The sequence below is a fragment of the Herpetosiphon sp. NSE202 genome, from assembly GCF_042688385.1.
Taxonomy (GTDB): Bacteria; Chloroflexota; Chloroflexia; order Chloroflexales; family Herpetosiphonaceae; genus Herpetosiphon.
In genome coordinates this window covers 505,026-524,336 of record NZ_JBHUPY010000001.1, presented here as the reverse complement: position 1 = coordinate 524,336, position 19,311 = coordinate 505,026, and the positions used below count along the sequence as shown (strand labels likewise).

The 19,311-nt window shown below is 50.5% G+C and carries 18 protein-coding genes; 17 read left to right on the top strand and 1 reads right to left on the bottom strand.

What is annotated here, in order from left to right:
• Positions 1–32 precede the first annotated feature (32 nt).
• From ACFMKP_RS02185 to ACFMKP_RS02140, 10 genes are all read left to right on the top strand, one after another.
• Positions 33–923, top strand: coding sequence for an aldo/keto reductase (locus ACFMKP_RS02185; protein ID WP_382288662.1), 891 nt, complete (start codon positions 33–35; stop codon positions 921–923).
• A gap of 229 nt (positions 924–1,152) precedes the next feature.
• Positions 1,153–1,758, top strand: coding sequence for a deoxynucleoside kinase (locus tag ACFMKP_RS02180; RefSeq protein ID WP_382288661.1), 606 nt, complete (start codon positions 1,153–1,155; stop codon positions 1,756–1,758).
• A gap of 47 nt (positions 1,759–1,805) precedes the next feature.
• On the top strand, positions 1,806–3,872 hold the full coding sequence (locus ACFMKP_RS02175) for a proprotein convertase P-domain-containing protein (protein WP_382288659.1): 2,067 nt from the start codon (positions 1,806–1,808) through the stop codon (positions 3,870–3,872).
• 149 nt (positions 3,873–4,021) lie between these two features.
• Entirely contained in the window at positions 4,022–6,313 is a 2,292-nt protein-coding gene (locus ACFMKP_RS02170) for a proprotein convertase P-domain-containing protein (protein ID WP_382288657.1), read from the top strand.
• 233 nt (positions 6,314–6,546) lie between these two features.
• Positions 6,547–7,656 carry a S1C family serine protease gene (locus ACFMKP_RS02165; RefSeq protein ID WP_382288655.1) on the top strand — a complete coding sequence of 370 codons (1,110 nt, stop codon included), beginning with the start codon at positions 6,547–6,549 and terminating at the stop codon, positions 7,654–7,656.
• A gap of 136 nt (positions 7,657–7,792) precedes the next feature.
• Positions 7,793–8,179 carry a hypothetical protein gene (locus ACFMKP_RS02160; RefSeq protein WP_382288653.1) on the top strand — a complete coding sequence of 129 codons (387 nt, stop codon included), beginning with the start codon at positions 7,793–7,795 and terminating at the stop codon, positions 8,177–8,179.
• Between the two features lie 61 nt (positions 8,180–8,240).
• Positions 8,241–8,894: an ABC transporter permease gene (locus tag ACFMKP_RS02155; protein ID WP_110516069.1), complete on the top strand. Its 654-nt coding sequence runs from the start codon at positions 8,241–8,243 to the stop codon at positions 8,892–8,894.
• A 21-nt stretch (positions 8,895–8,915) separates the two neighbouring features.
• On the top strand, positions 8,916–9,860 hold the full coding sequence (locus ACFMKP_RS02150; protein ID WP_382288650.1) for a glycine betaine ABC transporter substrate-binding protein: 945 nt from the start codon (positions 8,916–8,918) through the stop codon (positions 9,858–9,860).
• A gap of 107 nt (positions 9,861–9,967) precedes the next feature.
• Positions 9,968–10,942: an ABC transporter ATP-binding protein gene (locus tag ACFMKP_RS02145; protein ID WP_382288648.1), complete on the top strand. Its 975-nt coding sequence runs from the start codon at positions 9,968–9,970 to the stop codon at positions 10,940–10,942.
• Positions 10,926–11,564, top strand: a complete 639-nt coding sequence (locus tag ACFMKP_RS02140) for an ABC transporter permease (RefSeq protein ID WP_382288646.1) — start codon at positions 10,926–10,928, stop codon at positions 11,562–11,564. The genes ACFMKP_RS02145 and ACFMKP_RS02140 overlap by 17 nt, the downstream gene beginning before the upstream one ends.
• Before the next feature lie 105 nt (positions 11,565–11,669).
• Here the strand turns inward: ACFMKP_RS02140 and ACFMKP_RS02135 are convergent, their stop codons facing one another.
• A complete protein-coding gene (locus ACFMKP_RS02135; RefSeq protein WP_382288644.1) occupies positions 11,670–12,200 on the bottom strand; it encodes an NINE protein in 531 nt (176 codons plus the stop codon).
• 232 nt (positions 12,201–12,432) lie between these two features.
• On the opposite strand from ACFMKP_RS02135, the gene ACFMKP_RS02130 reads away from it, so the two are divergent.
• The 7 genes from ACFMKP_RS02130 to ACFMKP_RS02100 all read left to right on the top strand — a co-directional run bounded on the left by ACFMKP_RS02130 (position 12,433) and on the right by ACFMKP_RS02100 (position 19,192).
• Entirely contained in the window at positions 12,433–12,879 is a 447-nt protein-coding gene (locus tag ACFMKP_RS02130) for an NADAR family protein (RefSeq protein WP_382288642.1), read from the top strand.
• Positions 12,876–13,103, top strand: a complete 228-nt coding sequence (locus tag ACFMKP_RS02125; RefSeq protein WP_382288641.1) for a hypothetical protein — start codon at positions 12,876–12,878, stop codon at positions 13,101–13,103. Before ACFMKP_RS02130 ends, ACFMKP_RS02125 begins: the two co-directional genes overlap by 4 nt.
• An 86-nt stretch (positions 13,104–13,189) precedes the next feature.
• Entirely contained in the window at positions 13,190–13,528 is a 339-nt protein-coding gene (locus tag ACFMKP_RS02120) for a hypothetical protein (RefSeq protein ID WP_382288639.1), read from the top strand.
• 3 nt (positions 13,529–13,531) lie between these two features.
• On the top strand, positions 13,532–14,641 hold the full coding sequence (locus ACFMKP_RS02115; protein ID WP_382288637.1) for a hypothetical protein: 1,110 nt from the start codon (positions 13,532–13,534) through the stop codon (positions 14,639–14,641).
• A 649-nt stretch (positions 14,642–15,290) separates the two neighbouring features.
• Positions 15,291–15,986, top strand: coding sequence for a fatty acid metabolism transcriptional regulator FadR (gene fadR / locus ACFMKP_RS02110; protein ID WP_382288635.1), 696 nt, complete (start codon positions 15,291–15,293; stop codon positions 15,984–15,986).
• Between the two features lie 18 nt (positions 15,987–16,004).
• Positions 16,005–17,606 (top strand): FAD-binding oxidoreductase, encoded by a 1,602-nt coding sequence (locus tag ACFMKP_RS02105; RefSeq protein WP_382288633.1) that lies wholly within the window; start codon positions 16,005–16,007, stop codon positions 17,604–17,606.
• Positions 17,603–19,192, top strand: coding sequence for a glycerol-3-phosphate dehydrogenase/oxidase (locus ACFMKP_RS02100; protein WP_382288631.1), 1,590 nt, complete (start codon positions 17,603–17,605; stop codon positions 19,190–19,192). The genes ACFMKP_RS02105 and ACFMKP_RS02100 overlap by 4 nt, the downstream gene beginning before the upstream one ends.
• The last annotated feature ends 119 nt before the right edge of the window (positions 19,193–19,311 follow it).

The window sequence follows — 19,311 nt, the reverse complement described above, 5'->3', positions numbered from 1 at the left end:
ACGTTGAGATTGTTTGGTTGAATAGGAACAGCATGAATGGTGGATCGCTGCGCGAATTTGGCGCAACTGGCTTGCAGGTTTCGGCACTTGGGTTTGGCGCAGGCCATATTGGCGGCAACGAATTAACTGAATCAGAAGTTGGCACACTACTGAATGGCGTGCTCGATCTTGGGATTAATCTAATCGATACGGCGCGAGGCTATGGCCTTTCCGAGGAGCGCATCGGGCGACATCTGCATCAACGTCGCCATGAGTTTGTGCTTTCGACCAAAATTGGCTATGGCATCGAGGGCTACGACGATTGGACGAGTCCAATTATCACAGCGGGGATTGATGCGGCGTTGCGCCAAATGCAGACCGATTATCTCGATATTGTGCATTTTCATTCGTGCCCACTCGAAACCTTACGTGCAGGCGACGTTATCGAAGCCTTGGATCGCGCCGTGCAAGCTGGCAAAGTGCGCGTCGCAGCCTACTCAGGCGATAACGCACCCTTGGAATGGGCGGTGCAAGCTGGCCATTTTGGAGCAATTGAATGCTCGGTAAACCTTGCCGATCAACGAGTGATTGACCAGCTTTTGCCGCAAGCCCAGCAACACCAGCTTGGCGTGATTGCCAAACGCCCAGTTGCCAACGTGGCTTGGCGCTTTGAACAGCGGCCAGTTGGCGATTATGCAGAAGTCTATTGGGAGCGCCTGCAAGCCATGCAGCTTGATCTTGACCCTGAGCAACTTTTGGGCATTGCGCTGCGCTTTACTGCCTATACGCCAGGCGTGCATAGCTGCATTGTTGGCTCACGCAAACTTGCGCATATGCAACACAATTTAGAACTTTTGCAGCAAGGCCCGCTAGAACCACAACTCTATCACTACCTCACCAGCCAATTTCAAGCCCATGATCGCGGCTGGGTTGGCCAAATTTAATCAGCCAGCAAGCATCACGACGTTGGTGCTTGCATGGCTAAAAAAGCAACAGTTGGGACTTTTCGCCTATAGGCAGCACTTAGCGAGCCTGCCACAATAGCCTTGAGCGTAGATGTGTCATTTTTAGAGTTCGCAGCGTGGGAATTTGCCCTGATGTTGTTTGCAGTTGCAACTTTGGCCGCTTTCGGGTACAAAAGCAACACATCAATCAACAATCAAGGACAACATCATGGGCAAATTAATTACGATTGTAGGCAACGCGGGCATTGGCAAAACTACCCTCACCAATCTGTTATGTAGCGATCAGCGCTTTTTTGCGGCCCTCGAGAGCCACGCCGAACGACCATTTCAACAGCTATTTGCCCAAAACCTGCAACGCTATGCCCTCGCCAACCAATTCGATTACCTTTTATTGCGAGCTGAACAAGAGCGCGCAATTCGTGCGCAGCTAGGCATTGGCGTGCAAGACGGTGGCCTTGATGAAGATTTTTGGGTTTTTAGCAAGCATTTTCAGCAGAAAGGCTACTTAACAGACGCTGAATTTGCGCTCTGCGAACGCTTATATCATGAACTGCGCGCCGGTTTAGGCCAGCCCGACCTCATTATTAGCCTTGAAGCACCGCTAGATGTCATTATCCAACGCTATCAGCAACGCAATCGCCCGCTAGAAATTGCCCAACGTGCCGATTTAGCGCAACTTGAGGCCTTGCTTGAGCAATGGACTGCAACGATTACAACTCCGCTATTAACCCTCGATTGGAGCAGCAATCAATTACCCAACCCGCAACAGCAACACCAATTGATTGAAACTATTCTGAGCCTACTGAGTATATAATGACGCGATAGGTTTTGTGAGTCTAGATGTGAATCTCAGGAGGTTGTATGCGTGTTCGTGTTGGGGTGATCATTGCGCTTTTGCTCATGATCACCGTTGGTAAAGCGATTCAAACCCCTAAGTATGTGGCCCAAGCCCAGCCCCAAACAGCTGATCAAACGTCAGTTCCTCAGGGCTTTGCCCGGATTCAAGAGCAAGAATCGAATGACTTCCCATTCGAGGCGAACGTATTGATTGGCAGTAATACAATCGTGCGTGGCTCGATTACCCAAACCGATATTGATTATTTTAAAATTGATTTGACTGCTGGCCAACGACTGGCTATAGCAACCATTACTCGTGCCAGTATCGCTTCTGGCGACACAACGCTCAATTTATTCGCCTCGAATGGCAACAACATTGATCCTACACTGACGCTTATCGAAACCGATTTGAGCGATGGCGTGCATACCAATGGCTCATCGGTCATTAGCTCGCAATCAATAACGATCACCGGTAGCTACTATGTTACCGTTGAAGGTGGCACTGCCACTACCGTCATCCAACCCTACGATTTATATGTGCGGGTCTTGAGCACAACCGTGAGCGAGCAAGAACCCAACGATGAAGTTGCTCAAGCCATTACGACCCAAGCTAGCATCAGTGGTGTGCTTTCAGATAGCAATGATCTTGATCGCTACCAGTTTAATCTTAATGCTGGCGATACGATTTTTACCACGGTTGATTTTGACCCTGAGCGTGATGGCATAACCTGGAATGGGTTTCTGCGAATTACCTGGGAAGATGGCACATTCGAAGCCAATGATGCCAACACTGTCTCACCGAATGCAGAAGCCAATGTGATGACGGTTAAGGATGCAGGTAGCTATGAAATTAGCATTGGATCGACGGTTGCTGTTGGCCCCCAAGCCAGCTATCTGACCCAAGTCCTGATTATCCCAGCAATAAGCCAGGCCAACTGTCAAACCGTTACCAGCCAATCAGCCCAAGCAATTGGCCCCAATCAATCAGTCTTGCAATCGAGCATAACGCTTGCGCAAGCAGCCAATATTGCCGATATTGATGTGCTGCTTGATTTAGACCATAGCTTGATGTCGGAATTGGATGTAACCTTGACCGCGCCTGATGGCAACGTGGTTGCGCTCTTTACCGATATTGGCAGCGCTCAGCGCCCCAATGTTGATCTCGTGATCGATCAGCAAGCGGCCTTGGCTTTAGGCAGCTATCACAATTTGAACGGCGTGCATTTTGCGCCAGAATATAATTTCAGCCTCGATTGGTTTGCAGGCCAACAAGCCCAAGGCCAATGGACGCTCACCATCTATGATACCGCTGACAGCAATGGTGGCACGCTCAATAGCTGGGGCCTGCGCATTTGTGGCATGCCCGCTCCTGCCGATTGCCCAACTGGCAAAGCGCGGAGCGTGATTTATAGCAGCCAATTTGAGGCCGATAACGGCGGATTCACTGCAGGCGATGATGACTTCTCATGGGTTTGGGGCAATCGCAATGGCCCGCCAATTGGGGGCAACTATAGCGGTGAAAACAGCTGGAACACCAACTTAACTGGCAATTACCCCAATAGTACACGCATGGAATTGTTCTCGCCCAATATCGATCTTACTAACGTCAGCGGGCCAATTTATGCCAGTTGGTATCAACGCTATCAACTTGGCAATAGCCTAAATGATTTTTATGTCGTGAGCAAAACATCAGCGCCTTTCACGGACTTTTCACCCTTGTTCGAACATCGCAGCGCCGAGATGCGAACGCAGGTTAACAGCCCAATCCAAACGCTTGAGCAAAGCACAGGTTGGAGTTTGCAACGCCATGATATCAGCAGCAATGCAGGAACGACACTGCAGCTGAAATGGGATTTTGGCAGCGATTCATACGATAATTATGCGGGCATCTCAATTGATGATGTGGAAATTACTGGTTGTATTGATGCTGCCTTAATTACGCCAACAATCACCCCAACGGCAAGCGTTACGCCAACCCCAAGCGCAACGCCCATCGTAACCCCAAGCATCACGCCAACCCCAAGCGCCAGCCCAACGATTGACCCAGCGCGCTTCTACATTCATCTGCCGCTCGTACTCAAGAATTACTAAAATTGCTTGACCGCTGCTCCAGTTTGGGGGATACCCGACTGGAGCAGTTCCCCCAAATTCACCCTTGTGTTTCTTGAATCTGTAGCCTATGCTTACCCAATCCCACCTACATTATTCCCTTAGCAACAGCCTTGTTTTAGGAGGTTTGCATGCGTCTCCGGATTGGGTTTATCGGCCTCATGATCGCTTTGATTGGGTTAACTGGCAGTTTTCGCTCATTCAAGCACGTTCAAGCAGCACCTAGTACCGCAAATGCCCCACAGCTTCAGCAAGCCACTATTCCGCACGGTGCGGTACGAGTCAAAGAGCAGGAGAATAACAATACGCCAGTAACCGCTAATCCAATTCTGGCTAGCAGCACGATTATTCGGGCAAATATTTGGGCAGGTGATGTTGATTTTTATAGTATTCAACTAGCAGCAGGTGAACGCCTCAGCGCAGCAACGATGACCGGCGCTTCTGCATCGAACAATGTTGACTCAACGTTAACATTTTATGCGCCTAATGGTACTACGGTGATTGAGTTTGATAATGATGATGGCCAAATCGGCACGAGCGCCTCGGTTATTAGTTCAGCTCCAGTCACGGCGACTGCAACCTATTATCTACGGGTCAATAGCACAGCGACAGGCCATATTCGCTACTACGATTTGCATGTGCGGATTCTAAGTGGCGCGCCAACGGTTGAACAAGAGCCAAATGATACCCTATCTGAAGCCCAAATCTTACCACCAAGCGGGATTATCTCGGGGACTCTCTCCAGTACAAGCGATTTTGATTATGTCCAATTTAATCTCAATGCTGGTGATACTATTTTTACCAGCCTTGACCTTAACCCAGAGCGCGATAGCACAACTTGGAATGGAAGGCTGGGAGTTGCTCTATTTAATAACTTTATCTTAATTCTTGATGATAACAATACGATTTCACCCAACGCCGAAGCCCATTTTATGACGGTTAAGCAAACTGGCACCTACTATGTGCTCGTTTCAACGGCTAGCACCAGTATTCCTGCAGCAGCCACCTATCTCTTAGGTGTAACGGTGTTTCCTGCTGCGCAGCAGGCCAACTGTACAACCTATAGTAGCAGTAATATCCCTAAAACGATCCCCACAACCACGAGTTTCATTACCTCGACGTTGAATGTTCCTGACAGCTTTATCATTGCCGATCTTGATGTCAGTCTTCAGCTGACCCATACTGCCATGCCTGATTTGGATGTGCAGTTGCAAGGGCCAGATGGCAATGTTGTTGGCCTCTTTTCCGATATTGGCGCAAATAGCCAAACCACAATGAATCTTGATTTAGATGATGAAGCAGCGATTCCAATTGGATCATTCACTGTTGTCGCGGGAATGCGCTCTATTCCTGAGTTGAATTATCGCCTCGATTGGTTTGATGGTGGACGTACTGCTGGCACATGGACATTGTTAATTCACGATGATACAGCAGGCAATGGCGGAATCCTCCAAAATTGGGGGATTCGACTCTGTGCTGCTCCGCCAGCAAGTTGTCCCGATGGCACCACCATGACAACTATCACCAGCAACGATTTTGAGGCCAACGATGGTGGCTTCACCCATAGTGGAACCTTGGATTCATGGGAATACGGCGCACCAATTGCCGCGCCACTGATCGGCAGCTATAGCGGGGTCAAGAGCTGGAAGACGAATCTTGATGGGAATTATCCAACCAATAGTGTTGCCAATCTTTTTTCGCCAAGCATCAGTATTCCCAACGTTGCAGGCCCAGTCTATTTGCAATGGCAACAACGCTATCAACTGGAAAGCGCTTCGTTTGACCATTACACAGCTTCAATTGGCTCAGGCATTATTACCAAAACGCTCTATGAATTTGATGCCGCAACAATGACCAATCAGGTTGGTACAAATATCACCTATCAAGAAAGCACTGCTTGGAGCCGTCAATTACACGATATTAGTGAATTCAAAGGCCAAGCGATTAAAGTGCTTTACCATCTTGATACTGATGTGACTGTCGATCTGGCTGGGGTTGCCATCGACGACTTCCAAATTATGGGCTGTGTGGCGCTGCCAACTGCAACCCCAACCGAGGTTCCAACTGCAACCAATACCGAAACGCCAACCAACACCAGCACACCAACCGAAACGCCAACCAATACCAGCACACCAACCGAAACGCCAACCAATACCAGTACGGTTACGGCAACCAACACTGAAACGCCAACCAATAGCCCAACCCCAAGCGTCACGCCAACGGGGAGTGTGAGTGTTACGCCAACTCCAAGCACAACCCCAGCAACCCCAACCAATACACCAACAATGACGGTTTCGCCGACGAACACTAATACGCCGACGCTGACAATTACGCCAAGCAACACACCAACCGCTAGCCCAAGTGCAACCACAAGTCCAACCCTGATTCCGGTCTATCTGCCGTGGGTGAGCAAGGATGCCTAAATAAGCTGAAGCGTTCGCCGGAAGCAACCCGTGGCTTGCACCACGGGTTCTTTTTTTGGCTCTAGCCGATCGGTGTGAAGATTTGATGGAGGATTGGCTAAATGCTGAATGAGCAAAAGCCCGATTAACCGCCATTTTTCTAAACCGCCATTTAACCTACGTTAGCCTGCGTTTTAGCTAAATCTTGCTACAATACAAGCAGCAATATAAACACGCAGCTACGAGGAATCGTTATGAGTAATCCAAAACGGACCGTCGGTTTCGGCGGCTTGATCATTGCCGCCTTAGTGCTTTCAGGGGTTGGTGGTGGCATGGTTGGGGGTGTGGCAGGCTATCGCTTGGCCCAGGTTGATCAAACAGCAACGGCGGTTGTTGTTACCCCAACCACTGCTACCCCCCAAACCAATGCCAATCTGACTGCCCAACCAGTCGTCGCCAACAGCAACGATGCGGTGGTGCAAACCGTTGCCAATGCTTCGCCAGCAGTGGTCAAAATCATCAGCACTGTGACTGGCGGTCAGGCTAGCGGCTCAGGCGCAATCATCAACGAAGATGGTTATATCATCACCAATAATCACGTTGTTGAAGGCCAAAACCGCTTGCAAGTTATCTATTCCGATGGCACAAGCCACAATGCAGAATTAATTGGCACTGATGCTTTTTCGGATATTGCGGTGATTCGGGTGCTCGATGCAGTGCCAGCCACCATTTCCTTGGGCAATTCAGATGAATTAAAGCCTGGCGAAACGGTTGTTGCCATCGGCAGCCCGCTTGGTAAGTTTCAAAATAGCGTCACGGTTGGGGTTGTCAGCGCCCTCGATCGCACCATCGATCGCATGGAAGGCTTAATTCAAACCGATGCGGCAATTAACCATGGCAATAGTGGCGGCCCCTTGATCAACCTTAAAGGCGAAATTGTTGGCATCAATACCTTGGTTGTGCGCGGCGATATTGGTAGTATCGACGAAGCGCAAGGCTTGGGCTTTGCAGTGCCATCGAATATTGTGCGCGAAGTCAGCGATACCTTGATTGCCAATGGCCAAGTTGTGCGGCCCTACATGGGCATTAGCTACGAGCTGCTTTCGCCCGAAACCGCCGAGCTTGGCATCGCCAATGATAAGGGCGCTTTTGTAACCAAGGTCGATGAAGGCACGCCTGCCCGTCGTGCTGGAGTTAGCCGTGGCGATATTATTCTGGCGGTCAATGGCGAGGAAATTACTCAACGCCATTCGTTGCAACGCCTGTTGCTGCAATATAAGCCAGGCGATACGGTTACCGTCACGATTGAGCGCAATGGTCAACAACAAGAGGTGCAAATTACGCTCACCGAACGCCCATCTTAAAATCGCAAGCCTCCCACAAATTCTGTTATAAAGCCTCTCGTTTGCCAGCGAGGGGCTTTTTGGTTGTGGCATAGCACTTGCCCTTTACACACGGTTTAGAATGACAGACGTAACTTAACCCAAAGGAGTGTCGATAATGCGTCGTTGGTTTGTAGGGCTGAGCCTTTGGCTATTGCTCGCTGGCTGTTCAGGCAGTAGCATCGCTACCCAAGTTTCCGATACAGTACAGCAATTAAGTGAAACCTCAGTCCAAGATTTGGTTAATCGTTTATCGGGCATCGAAGAAGCCGTGCGCAACAACGATTGGGAACGCACTCGCGCCTTGTTTAGCACGGTCGAGCAAGGTTGGAACGCTTTGCGCGTGCCAGTCGAGGCCGCCTTTCCCGATATTGCCAGCAATATTCAAGCCCAATTTGATCGCTTAAGCCAAGCCTTGAGTGTCGAACTGCCAAGCTCCGAAGAAGTTCAGGCCGGGTTATCCGACCTGCGCGATCAATTAGTGGCCTTATTACAAGCACTTTAGAGCTACTTTTTGGCCTAAATTGTGGTATGCTTTTTGAGGTTTCCAGCATAGAGGAATCGGTGTGAGTGAATTTCAGCAGGCCTTGGCGTATGCGCTTGAGCCGCGCAATTTGGCGCGATTAAGCGCGGCACTCAGTCGGCATGGGCAACTTGTGGCCAGTGCGATGGCAATTGCACTGCTGCTTGGCTTGCCATTTGGCTGGTGGAGTAGCCGCTCACGCATTATTAGCGCACTTGCAATCAACACCACGAATATTCTGCGGGTCATTCCCAGCCTTGCTATCCTCTTTCTCTTCGTTGCGATTCCTGGCTATGGCCTGAGCATTCGTTCGGCAATCGTGGCACTCACGATTTTGGCCTTACCACCTATTTTAATCAATACCAACGCTGCTTTTCGCACGCTCAACCCAGCAGTACGCGAAGCAGCCAAAGCCATGGGCATGCCCGCATGGCTACAATTATGGCGGGTCGAATTGCCTCTAGCTGCGCCAGTCATTCTCTCGGGCATTCGGATTGCCTTGGTTGAGGTGATTGCCAGTGCAACCTTGGCGGCCTTTATTGGGGCTGGCGGGCTGGGCAGTTTTATCACCTTAGGATTTAGTATGAGCCGCGTCGATATTTTGCTTGTTGGCGCTATTCCGGTGGCATTGCTGGCCATCGTGGCCGAAATCGTAATGGCGGGGCTGTTGCGATGGGTGCGACCACCACAGTTTTAGTTTGTTTGGACAGGAGGATTCATGCGACGTTTCATCCAGCGAACGGTGTTGTTCACGCTCTTGATGACGATCTTAGCGGCGTGTGGCGATAATGCAACCAGCACCAGCGTCCCAAGCGGCGACAACACTCCCGCACCAAGTGGCGGTGAGAATCAAGTGATTCGGATTGCCTCAAAGAATTTTACCGAGCAATTTATTGTTGGCGAAATGTATGCCCTCATTTTGGAGCAAGCAGGCTACAAAGTTGAGCGCAAAATTGGCTTAGGCGCAACCGATGTTGCCCAAGCAGCCATGGAAAAAGGCGAAATCGATATTTATCCCGAATACACAGGCACTGGTTTGTTGACCGTGCTCAAATTGCCCACCCAAACCGATCCCAAAGCCGTCTATGAAACGGTCAAAAAGGGCTACGCCGAACAATTCAAAATTGCTTGGCTCGACCCAGCGCCAATGAACAATACCCAAGCCTTGGCCATGACCAAAGAAGGCGCGCAAAAATTTGGCATTATCACGATCTCCGATATGGCTGCCAAAGCCAGCGAATTGCGCATGATCGGCCCACCAGAATTCCAAGAGCGCGAAGATGGTTTGCCAGGCATTCAAGCCAAATATGGCAACTTCGAACTCAAAGAATATGTGCCAGTTGATCCAGGCCTCAAGTACAAGGGCTTGGTCGAAGGCAATGCAGATGTGGTCGTGGCTTTCGGCACCGATGGCGAAATTGCCAACTATGGCTTGGTTGTCTTGAAAGATGACCGCGCGATGTTCCCACCCTACCAAATCGCGCCCTTGGTTCGCCAAAGTGTCTTAGATGCCAATCCCAAAGTGGCTGATTTGCTCAACGCCTTGGCTCCGAAACTCGATGATGCCACCATGCAAAAACTCAACTTTGAAGTCAGTGGCAATAATCGCAAGTACGAAGATGTGGCCAAAGAGTTCTTAACCGCTCAAGGCTTGCTCAAGTAAACGAATTGGCGTTCCCTCACCCCATCCCTCTCGCCCACTACCTGCGGGCGAGAGGGAGCCAACGTTTTTTCACCATCCATTGTCACAAAATAAAGGGAGTTGCAGGTGTGAGCACAATCGAGTTTCAGCATGTTCGCAAAATCTATCCCAAGGCCACAACTGCGGCGCTCGCCGATATTTCGCTGACGATCAACCGTGGCGAATTTGTGATTTTGCTTGGGCCATCAGGCTGTGGCAAAACAACCTTGATGAAGATGATCAATCGCCTGATTGAGCCAAGCAGCGGCACAATTTTGCTCGATGGAGTCGATATTCAGACGGTCAATGCCACCAAATTACGCCAACAAATTGGCTATGTGATTCAGCAAGTTGGTTTGTTTCCGCATATGACGGTGGCCGAAAATATTGCGGTCGTGCCAAAATTGCTTGGCTGGTCCAAGCCCAAAATCCAAAGCCGCATCGATGAATTACTCAGTCTGATTCAGCTTGATCCTGCGCAATTTCGCCAACGCTACCCTGCCCAAATTTCTGGCGGCCAAGCCCAACGGGTCGGTTTAGCCCGCGCCTTGGCAGCTGATCCTGGCGTAATGCTGATGGATGAGCCGTTTGGCGCAATCGATGCAATTACGCGCACAATTTTGCAAGATGAGATGCTGCGTATTCAACAGCAATTGCATAAAACAATCGTATTTGTGACCCACGATGTGGAAGAAGCCTTGCGCTTGGCCGATAAAATTGCAATTCTCCACGAAGGCACAATCGTGCAATACGATACGCCCTTGAATTTATTGCGCAACCCCGCCAACCAATATGTGGCCGAATTGCTGGGAGCCGATGATTTGGTGCGCCGTTTGAGCTTGATTCAGGTGCGGCATGTGCTCCAGCCATTGCCCAAGAGCTATGATGCAAGCCTCAACACCATTGAAAGTAGCCACAATTTACGTGACGGATTAAATCAATTGCTAGCCAGCAGCAGCGACCAATTGCTGGTCGTCGAGCATAATCAACCAATTGGCATGCTTTCGTTGGCAGCAATTCACGCCTATCTACACCCAGAGGTCGTCCATGAACGACATCGTTGATGGCTTCAACTACCTCGTGACCGAGCACACAGCGATTTGGCAATTGCTAGGCCAACATGTAACGATTAGCATGCTAGGATTGCTGATCGCCAGTTTGATTGCCTTGCCCTTGGGCTTGCTGGTGGTGCGGGTGCGCTGGTTAGCGGGCATTGTGATGGCGCTGCTCAGCATCCTCTACACGGTGCCAAGTTTGGCAATGTTGATTATGTTAATTGCAGTTTTTGGCCTGAGCAAAACCACCGTGGTTGTGACCTTGGTGATCTATGCCCAAGTGATTTTGGTACGCAACATTGTGGTTGGCATGCAAAGCATCGATCGGGCGGTGCTCGAAGCAGCACGGGGCTTAGGCATGAATGCTTGGCAAATTTGGTGGCGGGTTGAATTGCCCTTGGCCTTGCCAATTATGCTAGCTGGCTTGCGAATTGCAGCGATCATGTGCATTGCAATTAGCTCAATTGCCGCGATGATTGGGGTTGGCGGTTTGGGCCAATTACTATTTCAAGGCATCACCTTCGATCGCGCCGATATGATTTGGGCTGGTACGATCAGTATTGCAGCTTTGGCCTTGGTGTGTTATGGCTTGTTGGCGCTATTGGAGCAACGTCTCACGCCAAAAATATAATTGGAGCCGCGCCCAAATTGCAACAACGATTGCAAGCTAGCGCAAGCTCCAATTATAGCCAAACCATACGATAGTTACGAGCAGCGCCGCAGCGCCATAAACTGTTTAGAACCAGCTTTTTTGCACCACATACTTCTGATAGAACTCAGCATCTGAAGCCACCAGATACAATACCGTCTGGACCAAACAAATCAGACCCGTTAGTGCATAGCCAAAAAAGCCAATCACCACACAAGTTAATGGCAGAAAAATCAAATTCGACAATAAGAAAATCATCCCCATTTGATTATTGCCCAAATAAAAACCGTGAATCCCAAATGGCCCCAAGAAGAAAGCCAACAAAGCAGCCACAACTTTATTTTTTTCGCTCTGCACATAGCCATGCGGCACTTGGTAAGGCTGTTGGTAGCTCACCATTGGCTGTTGATAATTGGCTTGATATGGTGGTGGTTGGACTGGCTGATCATATTGTTGATAGGCAACCGGAGTTGGAACGGGATTCTGAGGATAGGCGACAGTTTGCGCACCATGCACTGGGCTGCCTTGCATCGAGCCACCACAATTGGTACAAAACATCACATCAGGATGAGTTTGGGTGCTACAGGTTGGGCAAATTTTATAAAATGCTTGGGTCATAATAAATTTCCTTAGCGCCAACAAGTGCGCCGTTAAATTAGCAGAAACTTAATTGAAAGTGCGTCTGTAATTAAGACGTGTTGCGCAGATCTTTTGTTTCAAGCATAGCATACCAATAAATGCCTAGCCCACCATCAGTCGCGAGATGCAGCTTAAATCGGTCGTATGCAGATAGCTTCAAAGCAGCAATCAAGCGAAAATAGCATCGCAAATGTTTGGGTGGAGTACAATCATGACGATCTATTTTTACGCAGTTTCGGCAGAATTTGGCTGTTTCTCGAACTTTTCGGCCCATGGATTTAAGCTTGATGGCCACTATTGGCCCACCAGCGAGCATTATTTTCAAGCCCAAAAGTTTGCTGGCACTGACTATGCTACGACTATTCGGCTAGCCAAATCGCCAGCAATTGCCGCGCGCTTGGGCCGCAGCCGCAAACAACCGCTGCGCCGCGATTGGGAAGCGATCAAAGACGCTGTAATGCGCCAAGCCTTATTGGCAAAATTTCGCAGCCATGCCGATGTTCGGGCGATTTTATTGTCAACCGGCGATCAGCCAATCGTCGAAAACGCACCAGGCGATTATTATTGGGGCTGTGGCGCTGATGGCTCAGGCAAAAATATGCTTGGGCAATTATTAGTCGAAATTCGGCAAAGCCTACGTGATGAGGAACATGAATGAGCCATGTGCATTTTTCAATCGAGCAATTGCACCATTTTCAATGTGGTGCATGTAGTGGCTGGTGGAGCATTGGCGATGCTCCGCCCCGAGATCATTGGTTTTGCCCTTGGTGTGGCACCCAATTAATCAATGCAGGCCCGTTGCCGCCGCTTGCCACAAATGTTGATCTTGCGGAAAGTCCAAGTAGCAGCCCAGTTTTGAATGATGGCCTGGCAATCGATTGAGCATTTGCTGGTGCAGCAAGCGCTAGTTGGCAAGCATCGCCGAATCATGTACGATGGCGCAAGCAGTTTTTTTGAAGGAGCCGTCCATGCTAAACCCCGCTGATCAACTGTTACTCAAAAGCCTCTGCAACGATCTTGTCGCGGTCGAAGATCAATTAAGCGAACTTGAAGCCCAGCGCGAAGCTATTCGGGCGCGACTCTCAGAATTAGTTGATCAATTGGGCGGCAAAATTCAATTGCGTGGCTTTGGCACACTGCAAATCTCCAATCCTTCGGTCGTGGTCTCCTACGATCGCAAAGGAATTGAACAATTGGTGCAAGAATTAGAAGCAGCAGGTAATTTTGCTTTAGTCGATGTCATTCAGACCTCGCGCAAAGAATCGATGCGCAGCGGTGGCCTGCGCATTTTGCGCGAAAAACTCTAAGTCATGCGTTTATCAATCAGTTTATTAATCAAAAGCTTGCTGATTATTGGCATGTTGAGCATCGCCGGGCTACAATTGTATCGCCAACGCGTACCACCAGCCTTTGATCTGCCCGCTGCTACCAATGTACAAACCACACACCCAATTGTTGGCATTCACACCCGCCTGATGGGCTTGGATGAAGCGACAATTCGGCGGACGTTGCAGCAAGTGCGCGAGATGGGCGCAACCACAATCATCGATCTCTTTCCGTGGGCGGTTATTCAGCCTCGTTCAGCCAATAGCTACGAGTGGACAGGCAGCGATATGTTGATTGCCCACGCTCAACGCCAAGGCCTCACGGTGATAGCGCGGCTCGATTTTGTGCCAGCTTGGGCGCGACCATCAAATACTAACGATCGCTATATCGATCCTGATCACTATACAGCCTATGCCGATTTTGTGGCGGCATTTGCTCAGCGCTATGTGCCGCAAGGAGTGCGGGTGCTGCAAATCTGGAACGAGCCAAATTTGCGCTTTGAATGGGGCGACCGCGCGCCCGATCCGGTGGCCTATGCCAACCTTTTGAAAGCGGTGTATCCACGGGTCAAAGCGGTTGCGCCCGATGCGCTGATAACCTTGGCTGGGCTAGCGCCTGGTGGCCCGCCTGGGCCAATCGATCCTCAAACCTTGAGTGTTAATGATCTGAGCTTTTTAAGATTATGTTTAGCTGAAACCCCCCCCTTTGATGCAGTTTCAGTCCATGCCTATGGCTCGATCAATCCTGCTGATCAAGCGCCCGAGCCAAGCACTACCAACTTTCGCCGCACAGAACTCATTCATGAGTTGGTGGTGAAGGCAGGCTACGATGTGCCGTTTTACATTACTGAAGGCGGCTGGAACGACCATCCGCGCTGGCCTAACGCCGTACCACCGCCAATTCGGGTGCAAAATACGCTTGCCGCCTACGCATGGGCCGAAAAGCATTGGCCATGGATGCAAACTGTGGGCTTTTGGCAATTCTCGTTACCCAATCTGACCTATACCTATGCTGATAATTATACGTTTGTGGCTCCTGATGGCACGCCAAAGGCTATTTATTATGCGGTGCAGGAATTTACCCAGCAGAATTAGAAGGCAAAAATCAAAAAAGAACATCGAACGTAGAGCATAAAAATCAAAAGTCAAAAGTCAAAATTGGGGTCAGCAATCAGGGCTTGTGGCTATCAGAACATTATTCGTGGAATTCGTGGCTAAAAAATACAGCTTCACGGTTTCTAGCCATCGCGTTCTTCGCACGTTTAACGCAGAGGCGCAGAGAACCCATGGCTAATGGCTGATGGCTATTGGGCAATTGGAACAATAATCTGAGTCAATCTGTGCCAATCTGTGGCTAAAAAATACAACTTCGCGTTCTTCGCGTCCTTCGTGGTTTCTATCCTTCGTGCGCTTCGTGCCCTTGATAAGATTCTCAAAAACATATTGTTATATCAAGGATCACCACCCTTCCGTCCCGCCTCAAGGCGGGAGACACTGGGGGTTTTCAGCCCCCTGTACCCCCAAATATTTATTTCGTGGATTATTGTTATATTTCCTAACCCCCGATCATTTTCCTTCGTGGAATTCGTGTAATTCGTGGCTAAAAAATACAACTTCGCGGTCTTCGTGGTTTCTATCCTTCATGCCCTTCGTGTCCTTCGTGGATCAATTCGCCTCCACATCTTGACATAGCGCAAATAATTCTCTATACTCAGCTGGTAAGTGGTCTGACCAGTTGGTGAGTATGAGCGAATTACAACGTCCTGCATCGTATTGCGAAGCGCAATTGATCAAACGGATTATTGGTGGCAGCTATGCCGCTGGAACGAGCTTACCCAGCGAGCGCGAGCTAGCCGGACAGTTGGGCGTTACACGGCCAACTTTGCGCGAGGCAATTCAACGCTTAGCGCGTGATGGCTGGCTCGTGGTACAACAAGGCAAGCCAACCATGGTCTGCAATATTTGGCAGGATGGCGGGCTAGGCGTGCTGCGCAGTTTGGTGCAACATAGCGCCGAGCTACCAGCCCAAATTGTGCCCCAACTGCTGGCAGTACGCCTCGATTTAGCCCCAAGCTATACTGCACTGGCAATTCAACATCACGCTGAGCAAATTGTGGGCTTGTTGCAAACAGCCCTGCCATTAGCTGATACTGCTATGGCCTATGCAGCATTCGATTGGCAATTGCAGCATCAGCTGACGATCGCTTCGACAAATCCAATTTATACCTTGATTTTAAATGGCTTTCGCGGTTTCTACACCATGATGGCCTTGAACTATTTTGAGTTAGCGCAGGCGCGGCAACAGTCGGCGGATTTTTATCAAACCCTGTTGCAGGCCGCCAAAACGCACGATGTTGCGCTGGCCCGCCAAGCGAGCCAAGCAGCCATGCACCAAAGCATCGAACTTTGGCAACAATTAAGCACAAACACCAATCAATAACTAAACAAAGGGGTTAGTATGCGCCGTTGGAATGGTTGGGGCGATGAAACGAAAGATTATCCGGTTAAAGCTGGCATTTTAGGCTTGTTGAAGCAGTTTATTGGGGTTGGCACAGCACCAAAGGATGTAAGCTTGGCTGATGTTCTGGCCAAGGTGCCAGCATCACGCTTGCCCCAACACCAGCTCATTAGCACCGATCCCGAATTACGAATTCGCCATGCACGCGGCCAGAGCTTTGCCGATTTGGTGGCTACGCGTAGCGGCGATATGGGCCAAATTCCCGATGGCGTGGCCTTGCCGCAAACCAGCCAGGAAGTGCGCGAGTTGCTCGATTGGGCCAGCACCAATAACGTAACCTTGATTCCCTATGGCGGCGGCACAAGCGTGGCGGGCCATATCAATCCCGTTGCAGGCGAGCGACCAATTTTGACCGTCAGCCTTGCCAAACTCAATCGCTTGCTCGACCTCAACCCAACGGCGCGCTTGGCCAGCTTTGGTGCTGGGATAAAAGGCCCCGATCTTGAAGCCCAATTACGAGCCTTGGGCTTTACGCTCGGCCATTTTCCCCAATCGTTTGAGCTTTCGACGCTTGGCGGCTGGATTGCCACCCGTTCAAGTGGTCAGCAATCACTTGGTTTTGGGCGCATTGAGCAATTATGGGCTGGCGGGCGTATTGAGACACCGCAAGGCTCGCTCGAATTAGCGCCATTTCCGGCTTCGGCGGCAGGTCCAGACCTGCGCGAAATGCTGCTTGGCTCCGAAGGTCGCTATGGCATTATCACCGAGGCCACGGTGCGAATTCGGCCAATTCCCGAGCTTGATGTGGTGCATGCGATCTTTTTTGCGAACTGGCAGCAAGCCCAAACTGCGGCGCGCGCGATTGCCCAAGCCCACGTGCCGTTGGGAATGCTCCGCCTAAGCACGCCCACCGAAACCATGACCAACTTGGCTTTAGCTGGCCACGAACGGGCAATTGGCTTGCTCGAAGGCTTTTTAAAATTGCGTGGCGTTGGAGCCGAAAAATGTATGCTGCTGATTGGATTTATCGGTAGCAAAGCCCAAGTTGCGCTGAGCCGGCACGCTGTTTTAGGCTTGGTTCGCCAACACGGCGGGGTACATATCGGCCAAACCTTTGGCAAAGCGTGGCAAGCTGGCCGTTTTCGCGCGCCCTATCTGCGCAATCGGCTCTGGGAGCTGGGCTATGGCGTAGATACGGTCGAAACTGCCACAACATGGGAAAACGTTAACCCCTTATTGCAGCAACTAGAACATCGCTTGCGCAATGGTTTAGCCGCTGAACAAGAACAAGTGCACGTATTCACCCATCTTTCGCATTTCTACGCCACAGGCTCAAGCATTTACACCACCTATGTGTTTCGGCTGGGCGACGATGCCCAAGCAACCATGGCACGTTGGCAAAAACTCAAAACCGCTGCCAGCCAAGCCATTGTGGCCGCAGGCGGCACGATCAGTCATCAACATGGCGTGGGGCTTGATCATCGGCCTTATCTTGAAGCCGAGAAAGGCCGCTTGGGAATTGGAGCGTTGCAACAACTTGGCCAACATTTCGACCCGCAGGGCTTGCTAAACCCCGCCAAATTATATGAGGATGGCCAATGAACCCACGTTTGCAATGGAATGCTGCTTGGCGCGAACGCACATGGAGTGAGCTACAGCAAGAATGGGATGTAATCATCATTGGTGGTGGCATTACCGGCGCAGGTTTATTGCGCGAAGCGACGCGCTCTGGCCTCAATGCGCTTTTGCTCGAAGCCCGCGATTTTGCTTGGGGAACTTCAAGCCGCTCATCAAAATTAGTGCATGGTGGCTTGCGCTATTTGGCTCAAGGCCAAGTGCGGGTAACCTACGATTCGGTGGTTGAGCGCGAACAACTCTTGAATGAAGCACCTGGTTTAGTTGGGCCGTTGGGCTTTTTGATTGGGCTGCCCCAAGGCAAGCCGCTGAAGCGTTGGGTTTATCAGGCGGGATTATTGGCCTACGATGCCTTAGCTCGCCGCAGCGAAGCCCATTATTTGAGCCTGCCCAATTTGCGTTTGCTTGCGCCCTACCTCGATGAAACCAAACTAACGGCTGGGTTGCGCTACAGTGATGCCCAAACCGATGATGCGCGGTTGGTTTTGCGAATTTTGCGCGAAGCAGCGGCAGCAGGTGCAAGCTTATTGAATTATGCAGCAGTTACGCAATTAGTTCGTGAAGCTGAGCAAGTTGTGGGCGTTGTGGTGCACGATCAACTCGGCGACCGTGAGCAAACCCTCAAAGCCAAAGCAATTATCAATGCAACTGGGGTTTGGGTTGATCAGTTGCGGCAACAGATTCAGGCACCAGCTAAAATGCGGCCATTGCGTGGCAGCCACTTGGTGTTTGCCCAAGCAGCATTACCGCTAGCCCAAGCGATTAACCTTGAGCATCCCCGCGATCGGCGGCCAGTCTTTTTTGTGCCGTGGGAAGGGGTGAGCATCGTTGGTACAACCGACCTTGATCACGAACCAGACTTATGGCAAGAGCCAAGCATCAGTCCCGCCGAAGTTGCCTATTTGCTCGAAGCAGTGCAAACCGCCTTTCCAAGCTTGGGTTTAGATTCAACAAACGTCATTTCGACTTGGAGCGGCGTGCGGCCAGTGGTCGATACGGGAGCCAGCGATCCCTCCAAGGAATCGCGCGATTATGTCTTGTGGCAAGAGCAAGGGCTGCTCACCGTAACCGGAGGCAAATTAACCACCTTTCGTTTAATTGCGCTAGAAGCCTTGAAGCTTTTACGCCAACGCTTGCCCCAAATTAAGCTTTGGCCGCATGCCCCACGGCTTAATCCTGCGCCAGCTGATTTGGCTGGTAACCTAGCGTCCCAGATCAAGCAACGCTTATTGGGGCGCTATGCCGCTGAAGCGCCAGCGATGCTACAAGCACTTCCAGCCCATGAGTTTGCGGCCATCGAAGGCTTGCCAAGTTTATGGGCCGAAATGCGCTGGGCTGCTCGTTACGAAGCAGTAACCAATTTGAGCGATTTGCTCTTGCGGCGTAGTCGTTTGGGCATGTTGCTGCCAAATGGCGCGGCGGCCTATCAGGCCCAAATTCAGGCGATCTGCACCGAGGAATTGGGCTGGGATGCGCAGCACTGGGCCAGCGAATGGCAGAACTATCAACAATTAATTGCCCAGCATTATGCCTTACCAACTGCGGCTCGTTAATGTTGCTCTAATTTGACAATGCAGTGAAGCAAGCTATAATGCAATCAAACCTTCTCCTCTCTCTTCTCTCCCACAAGCGGCTCCATTATGCGAGCCGTTTGTGGTTTTAGCTGCTTTTT